This window comes from Rhizobium sp. HT1-10 (assembly GCF_049472505.1).
Classification (GTDB): Bacteria; Pseudomonadota; Alphaproteobacteria; order Rhizobiales; family Rhizobiaceae; genus Rhizobium.
This window is the reverse complement of sequence record NZ_JBCEBQ010000010.1, coordinates 118125-137189: the sequence shown is the minus strand read 5'-3', so window position 1 is coordinate 137189 and position 19065 is coordinate 118125. Positions and strand designations below refer to the sequence as shown.

Here is a 19065-nt window from a genome sequence, read left to right as displayed (position 1 = left end):
GACAGGACGGTTAGGCTGCTAACTAGCCTTGAGGAGTGTTGCAACCGGCGTTATGCCATCGACCGCAAGCGGGAGGCGGGACGTGGCAAACAGCACAGCAGACGGATTAGCACCATCGGCGGAAGAAACTGTATTCGGCATCATCATGGCCGTCAGCTTCTGCCACATGCTCAACGACACGATGCAATCACTGATCCCGGCGCTCTATCCGATGATCAAGGATAGCTATGGCCTCGACTTTACCCAGATCGGCCTCCTTGGCCTGGTCTTCCAGGTTACCGCCTCGCTGCTGCAACCCCTCATAGGCATCTATACCGACAAACGGCCGCTGCCCTATTCGCTGACGGTCGGCATGGGCTTCACGCTGGTCGGCCTGCTGCTGCTGGCCTTTGCCCATGCCTACTGGGTGCTGCTCGTCGGCGCCGGTGTCGTCGGATTGGGCTCGGCCGTCTTTCATCCGGAATCATCCCGCGTCGCGCGGCTTGCCTCGGGTGGGCGGCACGGGCTGGCACAGTCGCTGTTCCAGGTCGGCGGCAATTTCGGCTCGGCCATGGGGCCGCTGCTCGCGGCCTTCATTGTCCTGCCGCGCGGACAGCTCAGCGTCGCTTGGTTCTCGCTGGTGGCGCTGCTCGGCATGGTGGTCCTGTGGCGCGTCGGCGTCTGGTATTCCCGCCACCGCATTGCCAACGCCAAACGCAAGCCGGCCGCTCCCACTGTCGCGCTGCCGCGCGCGACGATCGTCCGGTCGATGATCGTCCTGGTTTTCCTGGTCTTTTCGAAGTTCATCTACATGAGCAGCCTGTCGAGCTACTATACGTTCTACATGATCGACCGGTTCGGGGTCTCCGTCCAGCACGCGCAGATCCTGCTGTTCGTCTTCCTCGGCGCGGTTGCGGTCGGCACGGTTGCCGGCGGCCCGGCGGTCGACTGGTTCGGCACCAAGTTTGTGATCTGGTTCTCGATCCTCGGTACATTGCCGTTCACGCTGGCGCTGCCCTATGCCAACTATGAATTTACAGTGGTGCTGACTTTCATCATCGGCGTCATCCTCGCCTCGGCGTTCTCGGCGATCATCGTCTTTGCCCAGGAACTGGTGCCTGGAAGGGTCGGCATGATCGCCGGATTGTTCTTCGGCTTTGCCTTCGGCATCGGTGGCATCGGGGCTGCCGGGCTCGGCATCGTCGCAGATCACATGGGCATCGCCTTCGTCTACAAGATCTGCTCGCACCTGCCGCTGCTCGGACTGCTCACCGTCTTCCTGCCCGATATCGGCAAGGGACGCCGCCATCGGCAGAGGCTGGCCTAGTCTTTCTTGGGACGACGCGGCGGGCGCAGGGCATCGATCAGCCGGTGCACCTTGTCCGTCGCGTAGACGATGTCTTCCTGCGGCAGATGGACGGTAATCTCGACTTCGTTCCAGCGGCCGCCATTGTCCTTGGCATATTTGACGGCGGCCTTAAGCCCACGGAACTGCACAGGCGCAGCACCGGGAACCCAGAACTGCACCGAGCAATCGGCCATCGCGTAGTCGTTCAGAACTTTGATCGGGTCCAGAGCCATCGCGGCCTCCTTGATTTGGCGCCATGATATCACCCGGCTGACGGCCTGGCATCCTGCGTGGCAGACGACATGACCGATCGGCGGCTGGACTTCAAGCGGCGATGCGTCCCGGCGCTTCGGATCGGGCGCTATTTCGCATCGGTGAAGATGGCGCTGACCTTCCAGGGAAACTGGGCGCCTTTGTCCTCGATGTCGTCGACCTTCCAGCCGTCGGGCTGGCGAACGAGACTGTAGTACAGCGTCACGGGCACACCGTTGGTGAATTTGACCACGACCTTCGCCTTGTCGCCCTTGATATCCGGCTTGCCGATCTTCAGATGCTCGGCTTCCCCATCCTGGCCGGCGATGACGGGATCGAAGTCGAGGGACAGCGAATCGCCCGGCTCTGTCTTCGCCGCATCGGCCTTGAAGAGGCCGTTCAGGTGATCGGAGAAGTAATCCTGGTACCGCGTCAAGGAGTTAGGATCGGCCGAGCCGACCTTGTCGTCGTACATGGCTTCCAAGAGCGCCTGCGGCGTTTGAAAACTCGCCGCCAGCAGGGGACCGGCGAAGACGGCGATTGAAAGGGCGGAAACGATGGCTAGCAGGCGCATGAAGCACTCCTCTCGAGACAGACCGCAGGCTAGCGGAAGAAAAATCCGATATCCAGGGATCATTCCTGGTCTATCGGCCAACAGGCGGTTTTATATCGGCAAGAAGCAGGGCAGAGCAATTCGAGCATTGCTGCATTGCGGAAGCCCGCGAAGTAAAAATTTACTGATGGATGAGGCTTCCCATTACCACCTTGGAAGAGCAAATATGAATTCACTCTCAGAGAAGAATCGGCACTGCAGCAGCTGCGGTGATAGGCAATCATTAGAATGGTGACGATCAAGGAAATAGCGAATGCGGTCGGCGTGTCCTCGGCCACGGTCTCCCGCGTGTTGAACTACGATGCCACGCTGTCGATTTCCGCATCCAAGCGCCAGGCGGTCATCGAGACCGCCGAAGCCCTGAACTATGCCACGCCGCGCAGCCGCAACCGGGCAAACGGCCTCAACGGCGCACAGGCCCTCGTCCCCGGTGCCGGACGGATTGCCCTGGTGCACTTCCTGCGTCCGCCGCAGGAACTGACGGATCCCTATTATATCGGCGTCCGCCTCGGCATCGAGAACCGCTGCCGTGCCCTGCAGATCGACGTGGTCAAGGTCTACCACGCCGACAGCCTGCCGGATGCAACCCTCCTGCGCGAAGCCTCCGGCGTCATCGCCATCGGACGCCATACCGACGAAGAGGTCGAATGGCTGCGCGAACATAGCAGAACCGTCGTGTTTGCAGACTTTTCGCCGCAGCTGGATCTGGAAGACAGCGTCGAAAGCAATATCCAGCTCGCCATCCGCAAGCTGCTGACGGCCTTGCACGAGCGCGGCTATCGGCGCATCGGCTTTGTCGGATGGCTGGAGCATATCAATCAGGTCCCCCATCTCTTTACCGAGCGGCGCTGCAGGGCCTATATCGAATGGATGACCCAGGCCGGCCTCTTCGACCCCGATCTCTGCGTCACCGAGCACCTGACGCCAGACAGCGGCTACACCCTTTCGAAAGCCCTGATGCAGTTGGCCCGCCCTCCGGAGATCATCGTCGCCTGCAACGACAACATGGCGATCGGCGCCTATCGTGCCATGCTCGAGCTCGGCCTCAAGATCCCCGACGACGTGGCCATTGCCAGTTTCAACGACATTCCGGTGGCGCAGTTGCTCAATCCGCCGCTATCGACCGTGCGCATTCCGGCCGAACTCATCGGCGAGACCGCTGTCGATCTGCTGCTCGAGCGTTTCGCCGGCCGCGATATCGTCAAGACGGTGATCTTATCCACAGACATCGTCTGGCGGGAAAGCACGCGTTAGCAGGCCAAACAGAGCCTGATCCGGCCTCGTTTGTGCAGCGCAGTAAAAATTTACTGAAAATATTGCATCTTTCCTTTTTATGAGGAATACTGCCTTCGGAGACAGGAGGCTTGTCTCGTCAACGTGACTTCTGGGAGGAAGCAATGGATAATTTTCTGCGCGACCGCGCGCCGCGCATCATCGCCCTGGCTCTGGCAGGGGTCAGCCTTTTGGCCGTCGCCACGGCACAGGCTAAAGAGATCACAGTCTGGTGCTGGGATCCGAACTTCAACGTCGCCATCATGAAGGAAGCCGGGGACCGCTACACCAAGGCGCATCCGGACACGACGATCAAGGTGGTCGATTTCGCCAAGGCCGACGTCGAGCAGAAATTGCAGACGGGCCTGTCCTCCGGTGGCGCCGGCGGCCTGCCTGATATCGTCCTCATCGAAGATTACGGCGCGCAGAAATACCTGCAGTCCTTCCCAGGCGCCTTCGCGCCCATGTCCGACAAGGTCGACTACAAGGGCTTCGCACCCTACAAGGTCAACCTGATGACCCTCAACGGCAAGGTTTACGGTATGCCGTTCGATTCCGGCGTCACAGGCCTGTTCTACCGCAAGGACTATCTGGAAGCCGCTGGCTTCAAGGGTGAGGACCTCAACAACATCACCTGGGACCGCTTCATCGAGATCGGCAAGCAGGTTGAGGCGAAGACCGGCAAGAAGATGATCGGCACCGACCCGAACGACGCCGGCCTCGTACGCATCCTGATGCAGTCGGCTGGCGGCTGGTACTTCGACAAGGACGGCAACCCCAGCATTCTCGACAACGCCGCACTCAAGGCATCGCTCGAGACCTTCGGCAAGATCATGGCCGCTGGCATTGCCAAGCAGGCGGTCGGCTGGCCGAACTACGTCAACACCTTCACATCGGGCGATGTCGCCTCGACCGTGACCGGCGTGTGGATCACCGGTACCATCAAGGCCCAGAAGGACCAGTCCGGCAAATGGGGTGTAGCCCCGATCCCGGCCATGAACGTCGCCGGCGCGACCCACGCCTCCAACCTCGGCGGCTCCAGCTGGTACGTGCTCGCCGGATCCAAGCAGAAGGATGAGGCAATCGACTTCCTCAATGCAGAATATGCGAAGGACGTCGATTTCTATCAGAAGATTCTCACCGATCGCGGCGCCGTCGGCTCCCTGACAGCAGCCCGCACCGGCGCCGCCTACGAACAGGCGGACGCCTTCTTCGGCGGCCAGAAGGTCTGGCAGAGCTTTGCCGACTGGCTGGCCAAGGTTCCGTCGGTGAACTATGGCGTCTACACGAACGAAGTCGATTCCGCCGTGACCGCCCAGATCCCGGCAATTGCCAAGGGCGGCTCGGTCGATGACGCGCTGAAGGCTATCGATGCCCAGGTGAAGACCCAGATCCAGTAAACCTCCCCGAAGGGGCGGCTTTCGGGCCGCCCCAGGGTTTACCCTGCAGCTTCGAGGATGATCGATGGCTTCTGCACGTGCCGGCGGCGTTCGCCGCTTCTATGATATCAATGGATGGTTTTTCGTCGGCCCTGCTTTGGTGCTGATCGGGCTTTTCATGGTCTATCCGATCCTCTGGTCGCTGTTCATGTCGTCCCAGTCGGGGCGCGGGACGATGATCAAGTTCGTCGGCTTCGGCAATATCGTCCGGCTGGCCAACGACCCGGTGTTCCTGCGTGCGCTCACCAACACGGTGACTTTCTTCATCATCCAGGTGCCGATCATGATCGTGCTGGCGCTGGCGCTGGCATCGGTGCTCAATATGCCGAAGCTGGTCGGCCGCGGGCTGTTCCGCACCGCCATCTTCCTGCCCTGCGTCACCTCGCTGGTTGCCTATTCCGCCTTGTTCAAAGGCATGTTCGCCGATGAGGGCGTCGTCAACAGCACGCTTGAGGCGATCGGCATCATTGCCACGCCGATCCCGTGGCTGACCGACGGCTTCTGGGCGAAGGTGCTGATCATTCTCGCCATCACCTGGCGGTGGACCGGCTACAACATGATCTTCTACCTCTCCGCCATGCAGAACATCGATAAGTCGATCTATGAGGCGGCGCGCATCGACGGCATCAATGCCTGGGGCCGTTTCGTCTACATCACCATTCCGCTGCTGAAGCCGGTCATCCTGTTCACCTCCGTGATCTCGACCATCGGCACTCTGCAGCTGTTCGACGAGGTGATGAACATCACCCAGGGCGGACCTTCGGATTCGACGCTGACGCTGTCGCTCTACATCTACAACCTGACCTTCAAGTTCATCCCCAATCTCGGCTATGCGGCGACGGTTTCCTACGTCATCGTCGTGCTGGTGGCGATGCTGGCCTTCGTGCAGTTCTATGCGGCGCGGGAGAAGGACCAATGAGCGGCGACCGTATCAAGAGCTTCGCCAGCCAGGTAATCACCTATGGCTTCGTCGGCATCATGGCGTTCATCTCGGTCTTTCCGTTTCTTTGGATGATCATCGGCACCAGCAATTCGTCGATCGACATCATCAACGGACGCCTGAGCCTCGGTTCCGCCTTCTGGACCAACGTGCATGGCTTTTTCACGCAGGTCGACGCGCCCCTGATCTTCTGGAATTCGGCCAAGATCGCCATTCTCAGCACGGTGCTGACGCTCGCCGTCTCGTCTTTCGCCGGCTACGGCTTCGAGATGTTCAAGTCCCGGGCGCGTGAACGGGTCTACAGCGCCATCCTTTTGACGCTGATGATCCCGTTTGCGGCGCTGATGATCCCGCTATTCGTGCTGATGGGCCGCGCCGGGCTGATCAACACCCATCTCGCCGTGCTGTTGCCGACGATCGGCTCCGCCTTCATCATCTTCTACTTCCGCCAGAGCACGAAGGCCTTCCCCTCCGAGCTGCGCGACGCCGCCAAGGTCGACGGCCTGAAGGAGTGGCAGATCTTCCTGTTCATCTACGTGCCGGTCATGCGCTCGACCTATGCCGCCGCCTTCATCATCGTCTTCATGACGGCGTGGAACAACTATCTCTGGCCGCTCATCGTGCTGCAGTCGAACGAGACCAAGACCATCACGCTGGTCGTCTCGTCGCTGGCCTCGGCCTACTACCCGGATTACGGCGTCGTCATGGTCGGCACCGTGCTTGCGACGCTGCCAACCCTCGTCGTCTTCTTTCTCATGCAACGTCAATTCGTCCAGGGCATGCTGGGCTCCGTCAAATAGGAATGAAAATGCGTTCTGTTGTTTCCTTCAACGACTCCTGGACCTTTCACGAAGGTTTTGCGCCAGATCTGACCGCGGCGCTGGCCGAGGGACACGCCGTCACCCTGCCGCACAATGCCGTCGATCTGCCGTTCAACTATTTCGACGAAAAATCCTATCAGCGGGCCTTCACCTATCAGGCCGTCCTGAAGTGGCAGCCTGATTTTGCCGGGCGCGAAGTGTCGCTGGTCTTCGACGGTGCGATGGCCGATTCCGTGGTTTACCTGAACGGCCAGGAAGTCGTCGCCCACAAGGACGGCTATACGCCCTTCGAGGCACGCCTGACCGACGGTCTGCGCCAAGGCGACAACCTTATCACGGTAAAGATCGACGGCAGCGAGAACCCCGAAATCCCGCCCTTCGGCGGCCGCATCGATTATCTCACCTATGCCGGCATCTATCGCGATGTCTGGTTGAAGGTCACCGACACGGTGTCGATCGCCAACATCAAGATCGAGACCGGCCATGTGCTCAGCGAAGCGAAATCGGCAACCGTCCGCTGCGACTTCGCTAATCCGCAGGAAGTTTCGTTCAGCGGCGCGGTGACGGCGGTCATCAGCGACGCGGCCGGCAACGAAATCGCCACGGCATCCTCAGAGACGACGGGCGAGAGCGTCACGCTTTCCTTTGCCAACCTGACCGGCCTGTCGCTCTGGGACATCGACGATCCGATCCTCTACCACGTCACCTTATCGTTCGAGGGCAACAAGGGCTCCGATCGCCTCGCCTCGCATTTCGGCTTCCGCACCGCCGAGTTCACCGCAGAAGGCTTCAAGCTCAACGGCCGCAAGCTGAAGATCCGCGGTCTCAACCGGCACCAGTCCTACCCCTATGTCGGCTACGCCGCCGGGCAGTCCGCCCAGGAGCGGGATGCCGAGATCATGAAGAACACGCTGAAGTGCAACCTCGTGCGCACCTCGCACTATCCGCAGTCGCCATGGTTCCTCGACCATTGCGACCGCATCGGCCTCTTGGTGTTCGAGGAGATCCCCGGCTGGCAGCATATCGGCGGCGAGGAATGGAAGCAGGAGTCGATCCGCAACGTGCGGCGCATGGTCGAGCGCGACTGGAACCACCCGTCGATCATCATCTGGGGCGTGCGCATCAACGAATCCAAGGATAGCCACGACTTCTACCTCGAGACCAACCGGCTGGCCCATGAGCTCGACAGCACCCGCCAGACCGGCGGTGTGCGCTTCATCCTCGACAGCGAGTTCCTCGAAGACGTCTTCACGATGAACGATTTCATCCTTGGCAACGAGGAATTGCCGGGCAGCAACCGCCCGCGCACGGCGCTGCGCAGCCAGCAGGAATGCACCGGCCTGCCGAAGGTCGTGCCCTACCTCATCACGGAATTTGGCGGCCACATGTATCCGACCAAGATCTACGATCAGGAGCAGCGGCAGGCCGAGCATGTCCGCCGACACCTCGAAGTGCTGAACGCGGCCTATGGCGATCCGAACATCTCGGGCGCGATCGGCTGGTGCATGTTCGACTACAACACCCACAAGGATTTCGGCTCCGGCGACCGTATCTGCTACCACGGCGTGATGGACATGTTCCGCGAGCCTAAATTCGCGGCCTACGTCTATTCCAGCCAGTGCGAACCCTCCGAAGATGTCGTGATGAAGCCCGTGACCTTCTGGGCCCGTGGCGAGCGCAACATCGGCGGTGTCCTGCCCCTGATCATCCTCACCAACTGCGACGAGATCGAACTGCGCTACGGCTCGCTGGTCAAACGCGTCGGCCCTGACCGCGAGACCTTCCCGCATCTGCCGCATCCGCCTGTGGTCGTCGATCACCGGCACTTCACCAAGGACGAACTCGGCGTCTGGGGCATGCAGTGGGAAGACGCCCATTTCACTGGCTTCATCGACGGAGAAGCGGTTGCCAAGCTGCACATGGTCGCCGATCCGTTGCCGACGACGTTGCAGGTCGAGGCAGACAGCCAGACGCTGCGCGCCAAGGGCCGCGACAGTACCCGCGTGATCGTCCGCGCGCTGGATCAGGTCGGTTCGCGCATTCCTTTCATCAACGACGTCGTCACCCTGACAGTCTCCGGTCCCGCCAGGATCATCGGACCCCAAGTTATTCCCTTCCAGGGCGGCACGACGGGCTTCTGGCTGGAATCGACCGGCGAGACCGGTCCGATCTCCATCAAGGTGACGTCACCGCGCTTTGCCGACGTCACCCTGGCGCTCTCGGCCGTTGATGCCAATCAAAACGAAGCGGGCACACCATGAGCGAAGTCACCCTCCGCAATATCCGCAAATCCTTCGGCAGCCTCGACGTCATCAAGGGCGTCGACCTGGACGTCCAGTCCGGTGAGTTCGTCGTCTTCGTCGGGCCGTCCGGATGCGGCAAGTCCACCCTGCTCAGGATGATCGCCGGCCTCGAGGATATCACCTCGGGGACGCTCTCCATCGCCGGCAAGGAGGTCAACGACGTCGACCCGTCCAAGCGCGGCATCGCTATGGTCTTCCAGTCCTATGCGCTCTATCCGCATATGACGGTGCGGGAGAACATGGGCTTTGCGCTGCGCTTTGCCGGCGTTGCCAAGGCCGAGGTCGCTCGCCAGGTTGAGGAGGCCGCGCGCATTCTCGAGCTGGAGCCGCTGCTCGACCGCAAGCCGAAACAGCTGTCGGGCGGCCAGCGCCAGCGCGTCGCCATCGGCCGCGCCATCGTGCGCCATCCCAAGGTCTTCCTATTCGACGAACCGCTGTCGAACCTCGACGCCGAACTGCGCGTCCATATGCGCATCGAGATCGCCCGGCTGCACAAGAAGCTGGCAACAACCATCATCTACGTGACCCACGACCAGGTCGAGGCGATGACGCTGGCCGACAAGATCGTGGTGCTGCGCAGCGGCGCCGTCGAACAGGTCGGCGCGCCGCTCGATCTCTACGACGACCCCGCAAACCTGTTCGTCGCAGGCTTCATCGGCTCGCCGAAGATGAACTTCTTCAAGGGTGTTCTTGCCCGCAACGGTGACGGCAGCTGGTCGGCACGGCTGCCCGAGCTTGGCGACGCCGTCATTCCGCTTGTCATAGAAGCCAAGGGCCAGGCCGAGGGCACGGCTGTGACCATCGGCGTCCGCCCGGAGCACTTCGACGACACCGGCGCGGCCTCGCTCGACATGGTTGTCGACATGCTAGAGCATCTCGGCGGAGAGACCTTCGCCTTCGCCCGCTATGGCGCAGGCGAGCTCGTCACGGTCCAGACCCGGAACGGTCGTGGACTGAAGGCCGGCCAGACCATCACCGCGCGCTTCGATCCGGCCAAGGCCCTGGTGTTCGACGAGAAGGGCCAGCGCCTGCGCTAGACCGCCTACGGCTACGAGAAGCCTGAGCTCTGCGCGGCACTTCGGGCGTTTTCCGGCCTCCGCACTGTGACGCTCGAACAGCCAAACCTGGTGGCACGCGCGCTTGATCGCGCTGAGCAAGGCATGGATTTCGCCGATGCCCTCCATCTCGGGAGCATCGGCAACTGCGAGGCGATGATGACCTTCGACCGCAGGTTCATCAAGGCGGCGCGAGCGGGCGGCGCGGACGAGGTCCGCGAGCCCTGATCAGCCGTGCAGGCCCGGCGCCTCGTGGCCGGTGCGCGCCACATATTCCGTGTAGCCGCCGCCATATTGCTGCACGCCATCCGGCGTCACTTCCAGCACGCGGTTGGACAATGCGCCGAGGAAATGCCGGTCATGCGAGACGAACAGCATCGTGCCCTCATATTCGGACAGGGCCTTGATCAGCATTTCCTTGGTGTCGAGATCCAAGTGGTTGGTCGGTTCGTCGAGAACGAGCAGATTGGGCGGGTCGAACAGCATGGCCGCCATGACCAGACGCGCCTTCTCGCCGCCTGACAGAACACGGCACTTCTTTTCGACATCGTCGCCGGAAAAGCCGAAGCAGCCGGCCAGCGCCCTGAGCGGCCCCTGGCCTGCCTGCGGGAAGGAATCCTCGAGCCACTGGAAGACGGTGCGCTCACCATCGAGCAGGTCCATGGCGTGCTGGGCGAAATAGCCCATCTTGACGCTGGCGCCGAGCGCGACAGCCCCCTCGTCCGGGTCGGTCGAGCCGGTAACAAGCTTCAGCAGCGTCGACTTGCCGGCGCCGTTGATGCCCATGACGCACCAGCGCTCGCGCCGGCGGACCATGAAATCGAGGCCGGCATAAATGCTGCGGCTGCCATAGCTCTTGTAGACGTTCTTGAGACTGACGACATCCTCGCCCGAGCGCGGCGCCGGCGCGAAATCGAAAGACACGACTTGACGCCGCTTTGGAGGCTCGACGCGGTCGATCTTCTCCAGCTTCTTGACGCGGCTCTGGACCTGTGAGGCATGCGAGGCGCGCGCCTTGAAGCGCTCAATGAACTTGATTTCCTTGGCAAGCATCGCCTGCTGGCGCTCGAACTGCGCCATCTGGTGCTTTTCGTTCAGCGCCCGCTGCTGCTCGTAGAAGGCATAGTCGCCGGAAAAGGTCGTCAGCGTGCCGCCGTCGATCTCGATCAGCTTGGTGACGATACGGTTCATGAACTCGCGGTCATGCGAGGTCATCAGCAGGGCGCCCTCGTAGTTCTTGAGGAATTCCTCGAGCCAGATCAGGCTTTCGAGATCCAGATGGTTGCTCGGTTCGTCGAGCAGCATCACGTCGGGACGCATCAGGAGAATGCGGCCAAGCGCCACGCGCATCTTCCAGCCGCCCGACAGGCCGCCGACATCGCCGTCCATCATTTCCTGGCTGAAGCTTAGCCCCGCCAGCACCTCTCGGGCGCGGCCCTCGAGCGCGTAGCCGTCCAGCTCCTCGTAGCGCGCCTGCACCTCGCCATAGCGCTCGATGATCGCGTCCATTTCGTCGAGACGGTCCGGATCGACCATGGCAGCCTCGAGCTCGCGCAATTCCCCGGCGACGATGCTGACGGGACCGGCCCCTTCCATGACCTCGGCAACGGCGCTGCGGCCGTGCATCTCGCCGACATCCTGGTTGAAATAGCCGATCGTCACGCCCTTATCGACGGCGACCTGGCCTTCGTCGGGATGCTCCTCGCCTGTGATCATCCGGAACACGGTCGTCTTGCCGGCCCCGTTCGGTCCGACCAGCCCGACCTTCTCGCCCTTGTTGAGGGCGGCGGAGGCTTCGATGAACAGGATGCGGTGGCTGAGCTGTTTGCTGATATTTTCGATGCGTATCATCTGAGGGCGAAGTCCAAGCTGTTGCGGCGCCCGGATGGGACGGGTCCAGAGGCTGTTGCAGGTTTTCAGTTTCCGCGTCAACCGCGAAGGTGGCAGGCCACCCTCCTTAAAACGCAAAGGCCACCGCCGCTGCATCGATATGCAGTGGCGATGGCCTCGCTGATCTCATCATGACTGATTAGGCGATCGGATCCTTGTCCGATGGCTTCACCGTCTTTGGCTCGACGCCGCCATTGCCGAACAGCGGCGTGACGTTGGACCGGCCGGGCGTCGTTGCATTCTTCTGCGACTTGCGACGGCGGTCGGTGAAGTCGACGGCGAGCGCCACGCCTTCCTCGAACGTTGCACGCGGGTCGTAATAGAGCGGCCGCTCGGGCACCTCGATGCCGTATTCGGTGCACAGCCGGTCGATGATATCCATCGCGCGCAGGCCAAGCTTCGACAGATCCGCCTGGCGATGCAGGAAGAAGTCGTCGAATTCGGGGGCGCTGACGTCAAGCGATTCCAGGCCGTCGAGGATATTGCGGAGGCGGTTCGGCATCCACAGAATGTCTTCCGCCAGATCCGGCGGCAGCAGGCTCCAATCGACGTCCTTCGGCAGCACCAGACGCGGATCATCGGTGTGCAGGACGAAATCGCCCGAATCCGAAGGGTTGAACTCCGGCGCATCGATCGCTGCGCTATGGCAACCGCCGACCAGATCATCCATCGCCAGAACGACCCGCATTGCCAGCATTCGCGTCTCCCGGGAACGATTAGCGCGATGCGTGCGCCGAAGACCCGCCAGAAGAAGAGACCGCGACAGCATGACGCCGATTGCTATGCTAGCGGCGCCGATCAGCACACCGAGGATGATGCTGCCCTGCGTAGTCTGAAAGAACTGCCACAAATCAAACCTCATTCATTTCTGCCACCATATTACAACGAAGAACGACTGTTGGGTGACAAATTTTGTTTCAAAGCCGCCCTCAACAGAAATATCCTGAAATCGTCCTTAAGAGCTTTGATCTCTATATAGTGCGATCTCCCTCCGTCACAACGTGCGCTCGTCGCCACGATCCGCCTCCCCGGAAAGCGCCTGGCGTAGGGCAAGCACCTGCTCGTTCAACGTTTTGAACTGCTCAAGCGACATTCCCGCCTTTCGGACCAGCTCCTCACCGAGACAACTGCTCCTTTGAAGGAGTGCACGGCCATCTTCGGTCAGCCAGACGTGCACCTGGCGCTCGTCAATCTTGCTGCGCCGGCGCTCGACCAGACCGGCGGCCTCCATGCGTTTGACCGGCGGCGTCACGGTGCTCGAATCCAGCGCCAGCCGGTCGGCGATGGCGCCGACGGTCATGCCATCCTCCTCGCCCAAAACGTTCAGCACCAGATACTGCGGATAGGTGATCTGCATGGAATCCAGAAGCGGCTTGTAGGTTCTGTTGACGGCGATATTTGCCGCATAGAGGGAGAAGCAAAGCTGCTCATCAAGGGGTAGGAGCGCCGCGCGCGACATTCTCTCAGTCTCCATTTCACACTTTCAAGATATACATATCAGGAAATAATATGTCGCGATATCGATTTTCAGTGGACACAGCCAAAATCTTCGTCTAGCTTTTCCATATCGCGATATTGTTTATCGCGTCACATTAGGAGAGCGAGATGAACGAGACTGTAAATCAGGCGACACGGCGCGGCGTGATGACAGCGGGCCTGGGCCTTGCCGCCGCTGCGGCTGCCATGCCATTTGTTCAGACTGCCGATGCCGCGACAGCGAAGACTTCAAGCAAGAAGGAGACGACCATGAGCAGCAGCACCCTCACCCTGAAAGACGGGACGCAGATCTACTACAAGGACTGGGGCACCGGCCAGCCGATCGTTTTTCACCACGGCTGGCCGTTGAGTTCAGACGACTGGGATGCCCAGATGCTGTATTTCCTCGGCCAGGGCTACCGCGTCATCGCCCACGACCGGCGCGGCCATGGTCGCTCCAGCCAGACCGCGACCGGCAATGAAATGGACACCTATGCTGCTGACGTAGCCGAGCTTGTCGCCCATCTCGACCTTAAGAATGCCATTCATATCGGACATTCCACGGGCGGCGGCGAAGTTGCCCGCTATGTCGCAAAGCATGGCGGAAACGGCCGGGTCGCCAAGGCAGTGCTGGTCGGCGCCGTCCCGCCCATCATGGTCAAGTCGGACAAGAACCCGGGCGGACTGCCGTTGGAGGTGTTCGACGGCTTCCGGACGGCAATGGCTGCAAACCGCGCACAATTCTACCGCGACATCCCAACCGGCCCCTTCTACGGCTTCAACCGCGATGGCGCCAAGACCTATCCCGGCGTGATCGACAATTGGTGGCGCCAGGGTATGATGGGGGGTGCCAAGGCCCATTACGACTGCATCAAGGCCTTCTCGGAAACCGACTTCACCGACGATCTGAAGGCGATCGACGTGCCGGTTCTGGTGATGCACGGCGATGACGACCAGATCGTGCCGATCGCCGATTCGGCCGAACTGTCGATCAAGCTTCTCAAGAAGGGAACGCTGAAGGTCTACAAGGGCTTCCCGCACGGCATGCTGACAACCCATGCCGATGTCCTGAACCCCGACCTGCTGGCCTTCTTCAAGAGCTAAGCGGCCCTGGAATCCGAACGCCCACCTCCCGGTGGGCGTTTTCGCATGACCGGGCTCGGTAGGGCCGAAACACTACCCGGCACTTGCGACAGCAGCAGCCGGCCGACGGCATTCGGAAAAAATATCGCGCTTCGGGTCATAAACCTTGGTCGACACGTCCATCAAACCGAGGATGGAATGGAAGAAGTTGTCGTGCGAATAGGCTGCTGACGCCCGTTCGCCAAGGCATTTCCTGTCGAAACCGGCCGATGTCGAGAGATCGTCCGAAAGCCAAGCGAGAAACGGCACATGCGTCTGCTGTGCCGGCGCGATGAAATAGGGCGTGCCGTGCAGGTAGATGCCGTTTTCGCCGAGCGATTCCCCATGGTCCGACACGTAGACGACGGCGCCGTTCAATTTCTCCGCGCGCTGCTTGATCTTGTCGATCACGACAGACACGACATGATCCGTGTAGAGGATCGTGTTGTCATAGGCATTGGTGATTTCCTCGGGCGTGCAGGTGCCGAAATCATTGGCGCGGCAATCCGGGGTGAACCGCCTGAACTCATCGGGGTAGCGCTGGAAATAGGCTGGCCCATGGCTGCCAAGCTGATGCAGCACCAGGACGCTGTCGCCCTTGACGCTGTCGAGCCAGCCATCGACCTTGTCCAGCAGGATCGCGTCGAGGCATTCGCCATCCTTGCAGAAGCGCGGATCCTTGCTGTTGGGGAGAAACTCGTAGGCAACGCGGTCGGTCACATTGTAGCTTCCGGTGTCGTTGTCGAGCCAGGTGACACCGACCTTGGCGTGGCTGAGGACGTCAAGCAGGTTCTGCGTCTGCAGGCCCTTGCGATGGGTGTAGTCGACGCGGGGATAGACGGAATACATGCAGGGAATCGATGTCGCCGTCGCGGTTCCGCAGCTCGTCGTATTGGGGAAGTAGACGACGCTCTGCTTTCTCATCTCCGGATTGGTGTCCCGGCTGTAGCCGCCAAGCGAGAAATTAGAGGCGCGCGCTGTCTCGCCGGCAACAATGATGGTCACGCGCGGCTTTCCCTTCGCGTCGATGTTCACGCGATGGGCATCGGTGCCCAACGGTTCGGCAACGATGTTGGAATCCTTGCGCGTCGACACCTCGTAGCTGATCGCGTTGTTGATCGGCATGAACGGATTGAGCGTGGCGAGGATATCGCGATGGGCGCGACCAACCCCGGCAAAGGTCTTGTAATAGCTGATGCCGGCGCCGGCAAAGATCGCCACGCAGCCGAGGATGATGGCGGTGTTCTGGGCCAGTTTTGGCAAGATTTTACGGTGACGGATGCGCACCCAGACGATCAGCAAAGACGGGAGAATGGCCGTCAGCAGCAGATGGATCGCAAAGCGGGCCGTCAAGAGGTGGCCGGCCTCGGCACCGGTGGATACCGCCGCGTTGCGGATCATTTCCTTGTCGATGACAACACCGAACTGGTCGTTGAACCAGGAAGCGGCCGACGCAACGACAATGAAGAAGATCAGGACCGGCTTGGTAATGTATTTCGCCGAAAACAGCGTGACGACAGCCATGAACAGCGCCGATATGCCAATGACGAAGGCGCTGAAGGGGGCCCCGCCGGACAAGTAGCCATGCGCCTTCCCCCAGAAGGTCCAGTTGGTGACCAGCAGCAGATAAAGCGTCGTCAGGAAACAGAGTGTGACGCTTCCCAGCTCGGGGCGGCCAAACCGCCGAGCCTGATCATTAGAGCGATCGTTCAAAAAAGGTCTCCCCAAATGGCGCGCCATCGCAAGGCACCACCAGCGCCGGTGGGCCCGGACAATGCGTCTGGCGACCCTGCGCGCCTTTCCTGACGCGAACCTGAATATGGGGCTGACAACGTCGTCTGAAATGGAAATAAAGAAAGCCGCCTAAAGAATCCAGAGCTTCTGCCACCGGAATATTCACGCGTTGCGACATTGCGAAAGCCTCCGGCGTGCCTACATAAGCGACACCTGATCCGGGCCCCTCTGGTGCGAGCTTTGGCTGCTTGTGCGATGTCGGATTGCATCACTTAGCCAGTCGGAGAGCCTGACATGCTTAGCGCCATCGTTTTCTATTTCGTGCAACTGCTGATCCTCGACCCCTTTCAAACCGAGATCACGAGCCGCCTTTCCAAGGCCAACGTGCCATATGAGGTTACAGCCGATGTCAGGACTTGTGCCGCGACCGCCGGCCAGGTCATCACCGATCACGCCACCAACAATCCATTGCAGCTTGCATCCATGGCTTTCGACATCTGGGTCCGCGGCACGGCTCCTGACCGCGTGCTGATATCGGCTGTGCCGAGCTGCGGTCCTGCAATCGAGACGGCCAAGTCGTTTCTCGTGCGCCAATCCGCCTGAGGCAGACCGTTCCAACACAAGACGGCTGTCCGCGCAGCCTCTTGACATCTTCGATGTAAAATGAGAACATAACGTGAACAATCGGAGACGTGCAGATGGACAATGCGAGCCTCGTCATTCAGAAGACCTTCGAAATTGTCGCTAAATCGCGGGCAGCCCGCGAGCACGCCGAACGGCAGCGCAAGGAAACCTACTCCCGGCTGCAGTTCGGTCGATCACTGGAACATTATCTTGAAAAGCCCGGTCAGCAGCTGAAGCTCAAGCTGGATTCCTAGGCGGGGCGAGTGTCGGGAAAGCCGAGCTTCCCTGGCGACCTCAGCAACAGCATGCTTTGCCTGTTACCCATGACGGCTCAGGCTGCGATGATGTCCTGATGGCCGATGATCTCGTCACGCACCTCCCCATCGCTGAGGATGGCAGCTGAAACGAGGGCGCCGATTTCATGGGCGCTGGTGATACCCTGGACGAAGGGGAGTTTGTGCAGCAGAAACGAGATCGCCGCGCAATAGAGCTTGTTGGTTACCGGCATCTCGAAACGCGGACGGAACGCGTCGTCGAGATCGATGCCGCCGGTTCGCACAACGGTGTGGTTTTCGCCCGAGTCGATGATCGCCAATGTTTCATTCGTTGCCGCCTTGCGCAGAACGCCCTGCTTCAGCAGGCTCGGAAAGGGTATGTCCCGCACCGATAGCGGATGCTGACCCGTGGCATCGATGAAAGCGGGATAGGCGTGCGTCTCGCCATCGTGCAGGACCAGCGCGCCGCTTTCGGGGGTGTCGTTGTCGATCGAATAATCGTCGCCAAGCGCGATGATCTCCAGCTTCTCCGCACGGCGCAGCGCCAGGATCCTCTTGATCGATTCATGCGGAACGGTAGCGTAGTCGTCGATGAAGATGCTCTTGAAGTGCTTATGAAAGCGCTCGAGGTCGTGGCTGTCGAGCTGAGGAACGGCGCGGGCGATGACCTCATGCATACGCAAAATCGCATAGCGCCATGGGACGGTGTGACGCTGCTCCTTGTTCCGGCCCGCTTCGGCTAGGTTGAGTGCGGCCCAGGCGAACGGATCGCGGGATTCGCGCTCAGCGAAATAGGCGGGAGCAATCGTCTCGACGGTGCGCAAGGCTAGGCCGATCTTAGCCGCATAGTCCGGATCGCTCGCCAGCAGTTCCGCCTTGAACAGATCGAAGATCTCATCGAGGATGTTGCCGCGGCCTGTCGCCATCAATGCTTCAATGGCGTCTTCCGTGCAGATCTGCAGAGGCAGATAGGGAATGGGATGATAGAAGTCGGCTTCCGGCAACAGTCCCTTTCGCGACATCATGGTGATGCTGAAATCGTCTGTCCCAGGGGCCGGCTGGTATTCGAGCACGCCCGCAGCATCGACGTAGAAAGCGCCGTGGGCGGTGGCGACGGTGACCATCGCATCGATAGCGCTCAGCGACGTGCCGAGGATACCGACTGGGCAATTGCCGATCGACTTGAGGTTGGCCGCCGGCCAGGGCGACATGAAATAGCCGGGCTTGATCTCGATATTGTCCGGCCAGTCATGCCCGGTCGCCATGACCACATGATTGAAGACGTAGTCCAGTTGGGTATCGCCCAGGCGCTCGGCGCTGAGGCTGATGTCGTCCTCGCGCAACACGATATCCGTCACGCGATGGCGCGCCTTCACGTCGATCGTGTGGCCATTCGCCGTACCCTTGCGAACAAGCTGCCAGAACTGATCCTGCAGAAACTCGCCCAGCACGACCCGTGGATAGAATTCCCGGTCGTCAAGCGCTTCGCGCGCGACGTTGAGACGCTGCAGTTCGGCATCGCTCTGGCGACCGAGCCAAGCGGTCAGCGTCTCGCAGATCGGCGGCAGCTCGATGCTGGCGATGTTCGACAGCATGGCCTGGTCGTTCAATGCGGGATGGTAGGGTGTTCCCTTGCCCGGATCGGACTCGATCTCGAAGATCGTGATCGACAATGGTGCGGACGAGGCGAGCAGTCCCTTCAGCGTGTAGATGCCGGTCGGTCCTGAGCCGATAATCGCGATGCGGGTCATGGCAGCCTTCAAGAACGAACGACGCAATGACGTTCGAGATAGAAGCGATATGGGCGGAGATCCGACGATAGCAAGGTTGCCGGCGGTTCAGTCCGCCAGCGGACCCGCAGATAGCGTCGGGGCATGGCGGGTAGCAGTTTACAGAGGACATTCTCCATTGCTTCTCCTCTC

18 protein-coding genes are annotated in these 19065 nt (G+C 60.8%); 11 read left to right on the top strand and 7 right to left on the bottom strand.

Annotated features, from left to right (window positions below; genetic code table 11):
- Window positions 1–145: 145 nt before the first annotated feature.
- Window positions 146–1306 carry an MFS transporter gene (locus tag VH564_RS21655; RefSeq protein ID WP_423341997.1) on the top strand — a complete coding sequence of 387 codons (1161 nt, stop codon included), beginning with the start codon at window positions 146–148 and terminating at the stop codon, window positions 1304–1306.
- Here the strand turns inward: VH564_RS21655 and VH564_RS21650 are convergent.
- Both VH564_RS21650 and VH564_RS21645 read right to left on the bottom strand, forming a co-directional pair.
- Entirely contained in the window at window positions 1303–1560 is a 258-nt protein-coding gene (locus VH564_RS21650; protein WP_423341920.1) for a hypothetical protein, read from the bottom strand. The two genes, VH564_RS21655 and VH564_RS21650, sit on opposite strands and share 4 nt — an antisense overlap.
- 128 nt (window positions 1561–1688) lie before the next feature.
- On the bottom strand, window positions 1689–2153 hold the full coding sequence (locus VH564_RS21645) for a hypothetical protein (protein ID WP_423341919.1): 465 nt from the start codon (window positions 2151–2153) through the stop codon (window positions 1689–1691).
- A gap of 267 nt (window positions 2154–2420) precedes the next feature.
- Between VH564_RS21645 and VH564_RS21640 the strand changes: the two genes are divergently transcribed.
- From VH564_RS21640 to VH564_RS21610, 7 genes are all read left to right on the top strand, one after another.
- Entirely contained in the window at window positions 2421–3446 is a 1026-nt protein-coding gene (locus tag VH564_RS21640; RefSeq protein WP_423341918.1) for a LacI family DNA-binding transcriptional regulator, read from the top strand.
- Between the two features lie 143 nt (window positions 3447–3589).
- Window positions 3590–4864, top strand: a complete 1275-nt coding sequence (locus VH564_RS21635) for an ABC transporter substrate-binding protein (protein WP_423341917.1) — start codon at window positions 3590–3592, stop codon at window positions 4862–4864.
- Window positions 4865–4928: 64 nt separating this feature from the next.
- On the top strand, window positions 4929–5822 hold the full coding sequence (locus tag VH564_RS21630; protein WP_423341916.1) for a carbohydrate ABC transporter permease: 894 nt from the start codon (window positions 4929–4931) through the stop codon (window positions 5820–5822).
- Window positions 5819–6643, top strand: coding sequence for a carbohydrate ABC transporter permease (locus VH564_RS21625; protein WP_423341915.1), 825 nt, complete (start codon window positions 5819–5821; stop codon window positions 6641–6643). Before VH564_RS21630 ends, VH564_RS21625 begins: the two co-directional genes overlap by 4 nt.
- 8 nt (window positions 6644–6651) lie before the next feature.
- Window positions 6652–8925, top strand: a complete 2274-nt coding sequence (locus VH564_RS21620; RefSeq protein ID WP_423341914.1) for a glycoside hydrolase family 2 protein — start codon at window positions 6652–6654, stop codon at window positions 8923–8925.
- Window positions 8922–10004 (top strand): ABC transporter ATP-binding protein, encoded by a 1083-nt coding sequence (locus tag VH564_RS21615; protein WP_423341913.1) that lies wholly within the window; start codon window positions 8922–8924, stop codon window positions 10002–10004. Before VH564_RS21620 ends, VH564_RS21615 begins: the two co-directional genes overlap by 4 nt.
- A gap of 66 nt (window positions 10005–10070) precedes the next feature.
- Complete coding sequence (locus VH564_RS21610) at window positions 10071–10250, top strand: hypothetical protein (protein ID WP_423341912.1); 180 nt, start codon at window positions 10071–10073, stop codon at window positions 10248–10250.
- On the opposite strand, the gene VH564_RS21605 is transcribed toward VH564_RS21610, so the two are convergent.
- From VH564_RS21605 to VH564_RS21595, 3 genes are all read right to left on the bottom strand, one after another.
- Entirely contained in the window at window positions 10251–11873 is a 1623-nt protein-coding gene (locus tag VH564_RS21605) for an ABC-F family ATP-binding cassette domain-containing protein (protein ID WP_423341911.1), read from the bottom strand. It lies immediately after the preceding gene.
- Window positions 11874–12051: 178 nt separating this feature from the next.
- The gene (locus VH564_RS21600; RefSeq protein ID WP_423341910.1) at window positions 12052–12774 is read right to left on the bottom strand and encodes a hypothetical protein; all 723 of its coding nucleotides are present in this window, start codon (window positions 12772–12774) and stop codon (window positions 12052–12054) included.
- A gap of 132 nt (window positions 12775–12906) precedes the next feature.
- Window positions 12907–13371, bottom strand: a complete 465-nt coding sequence (locus tag VH564_RS21595) for a MarR family winged helix-turn-helix transcriptional regulator (protein WP_423341909.1) — start codon at window positions 13369–13371, stop codon at window positions 12907–12909.
- Between the two features lie 287 nt (window positions 13372–13658).
- Between VH564_RS21595 and VH564_RS21590 the strand changes: the two genes are divergently transcribed.
- Window positions 13659–14492 (top strand): alpha/beta fold hydrolase, encoded by an 834-nt coding sequence (locus VH564_RS21590; RefSeq protein WP_423341996.1) that lies wholly within the window; start codon window positions 13659–13661, stop codon window positions 14490–14492.
- Window positions 14493–14564: 72 nt separating this feature from the next.
- Here the strand turns inward: VH564_RS21590 and VH564_RS21585 are convergent, their stop codons facing one another.
- Entirely contained in the window at window positions 14565–16250 is a 1686-nt protein-coding gene (locus tag VH564_RS21585) for a phosphoethanolamine transferase (protein ID WP_423341908.1), read from the bottom strand.
- Window positions 16251–16538: 288 nt separating this feature from the next.
- Here VH564_RS21585 and VH564_RS21580 point away from each other — a divergent pair, with 288 nt between their 5' ends.
- Both VH564_RS21580 and VH564_RS21575 read left to right on the top strand, forming a co-directional pair.
- On the top strand, window positions 16539–16847 hold the full coding sequence (locus VH564_RS21580) for a hypothetical protein (RefSeq protein ID WP_423341907.1): 309 nt from the start codon (window positions 16539–16541) through the stop codon (window positions 16845–16847).
- 95 nt (window positions 16848–16942) lie between these two features.
- Window positions 16943–17122 (top strand): hypothetical protein, encoded by a 180-nt coding sequence (locus VH564_RS21575; protein WP_423341906.1) that lies wholly within the window; start codon window positions 16943–16945, stop codon window positions 17120–17122.
- 77 nt (window positions 17123–17199) lie between these two features.
- On the opposite strand, the gene VH564_RS21570 is transcribed toward VH564_RS21575, so the two are convergent.
- Window positions 17200–18894, bottom strand: coding sequence for an FAD/NAD(P)-binding protein (locus tag VH564_RS21570; RefSeq protein WP_423341905.1), 1695 nt, complete (start codon window positions 18892–18894; stop codon window positions 17200–17202).
- Window positions 18895–19065: the final 171 nt, after the last annotated feature.

Excerpts from the sequence above, each read along its gene's own strand:
- VH564_RS21655 (WP_423341997.1), top strand. The coding sequence starts at position 146 with ATGGCCGTCAGCTTCTGCCACATGCTCAACGACACGATGCAATCACTG.
- VH564_RS21650 (WP_423341920.1), bottom strand. The coding sequence starts at position 1,560 with ATGGCTCTGGACCCGATCAAAGTTCTGAACGACTACGCGATGGCCGAT.
- VH564_RS21645 (WP_423341919.1), bottom strand. The coding sequence starts at position 2,153 with ATGCGCCTGCTAGCCATCGTTTCCGCCCTTTCAATCGCCGTCTTCGCC.
- VH564_RS21640 (WP_423341918.1), top strand. The coding sequence starts at position 2,421 with ATGGTGACGATCAAGGAAATAGCGAATGCGGTCGGCGTGTCCTCGGCC.
- VH564_RS21635 (WP_423341917.1), top strand. The coding sequence starts at position 3,590 with ATGGATAATTTTCTGCGCGACCGCGCGCCGCGCATCATCGCCCTGGCT.
- VH564_RS21630 (WP_423341916.1), top strand. The coding sequence starts at position 4,929 with ATGGCTTCTGCACGTGCCGGCGGCGTTCGCCGCTTCTATGATATCAAT.
- VH564_RS21625 (WP_423341915.1), top strand. The coding sequence starts at position 5,819 with ATGAGCGGCGACCGTATCAAGAGCTTCGCCAGCCAGGTAATCACCTAT.
- VH564_RS21620 (WP_423341914.1), top strand. The coding sequence starts at position 6,652 with ATGCGTTCTGTTGTTTCCTTCAACGACTCCTGGACCTTTCACGAAGGT.
- VH564_RS21615 (WP_423341913.1), top strand. The coding sequence starts at position 8,922 with ATGAGCGAAGTCACCCTCCGCAATATCCGCAAATCCTTCGGCAGCCTC.
- VH564_RS21605 (WP_423341911.1), bottom strand. The coding sequence starts at position 11,873 with ATGATACGCATCGAAAATATCAGCAAACAGCTCAGCCACCGCATCCTG.
- VH564_RS21600 (WP_423341910.1), bottom strand. The coding sequence starts at position 12,774 with ATGAGGTTTGATTTGTGGCAGTTCTTTCAGACTACGCAGGGCAGCATC.
- VH564_RS21595 (WP_423341909.1), bottom strand. The coding sequence starts at position 13,371 with ATGTCGCGCGCGGCGCTCCTACCCCTTGATGAGCAGCTTTGCTTCTCC.
- VH564_RS21590 (WP_423341996.1), top strand. The coding sequence starts at position 13,659 with ATGAGCAGCAGCACCCTCACCCTGAAAGACGGGACGCAGATCTACTAC.
- VH564_RS21585 (WP_423341908.1), bottom strand. The coding sequence starts at position 16,250 with ATGGCGCGCCATTTGGGGAGACCTTTTTTGAACGATCGCTCTAATGAT.
- VH564_RS21580 (WP_423341907.1), top strand. The coding sequence starts at position 16,539 with ATGCTTAGCGCCATCGTTTTCTATTTCGTGCAACTGCTGATCCTCGAC.
- VH564_RS21575 (WP_423341906.1), top strand. The coding sequence starts at position 16,943 with ATGGACAATGCGAGCCTCGTCATTCAGAAGACCTTCGAAATTGTCGCT.
- VH564_RS21570 (WP_423341905.1), bottom strand. The coding sequence starts at position 18,894 with ATGACCCGCATCGCGATTATCGGCTCAGGACCGACCGGCATCTACACG.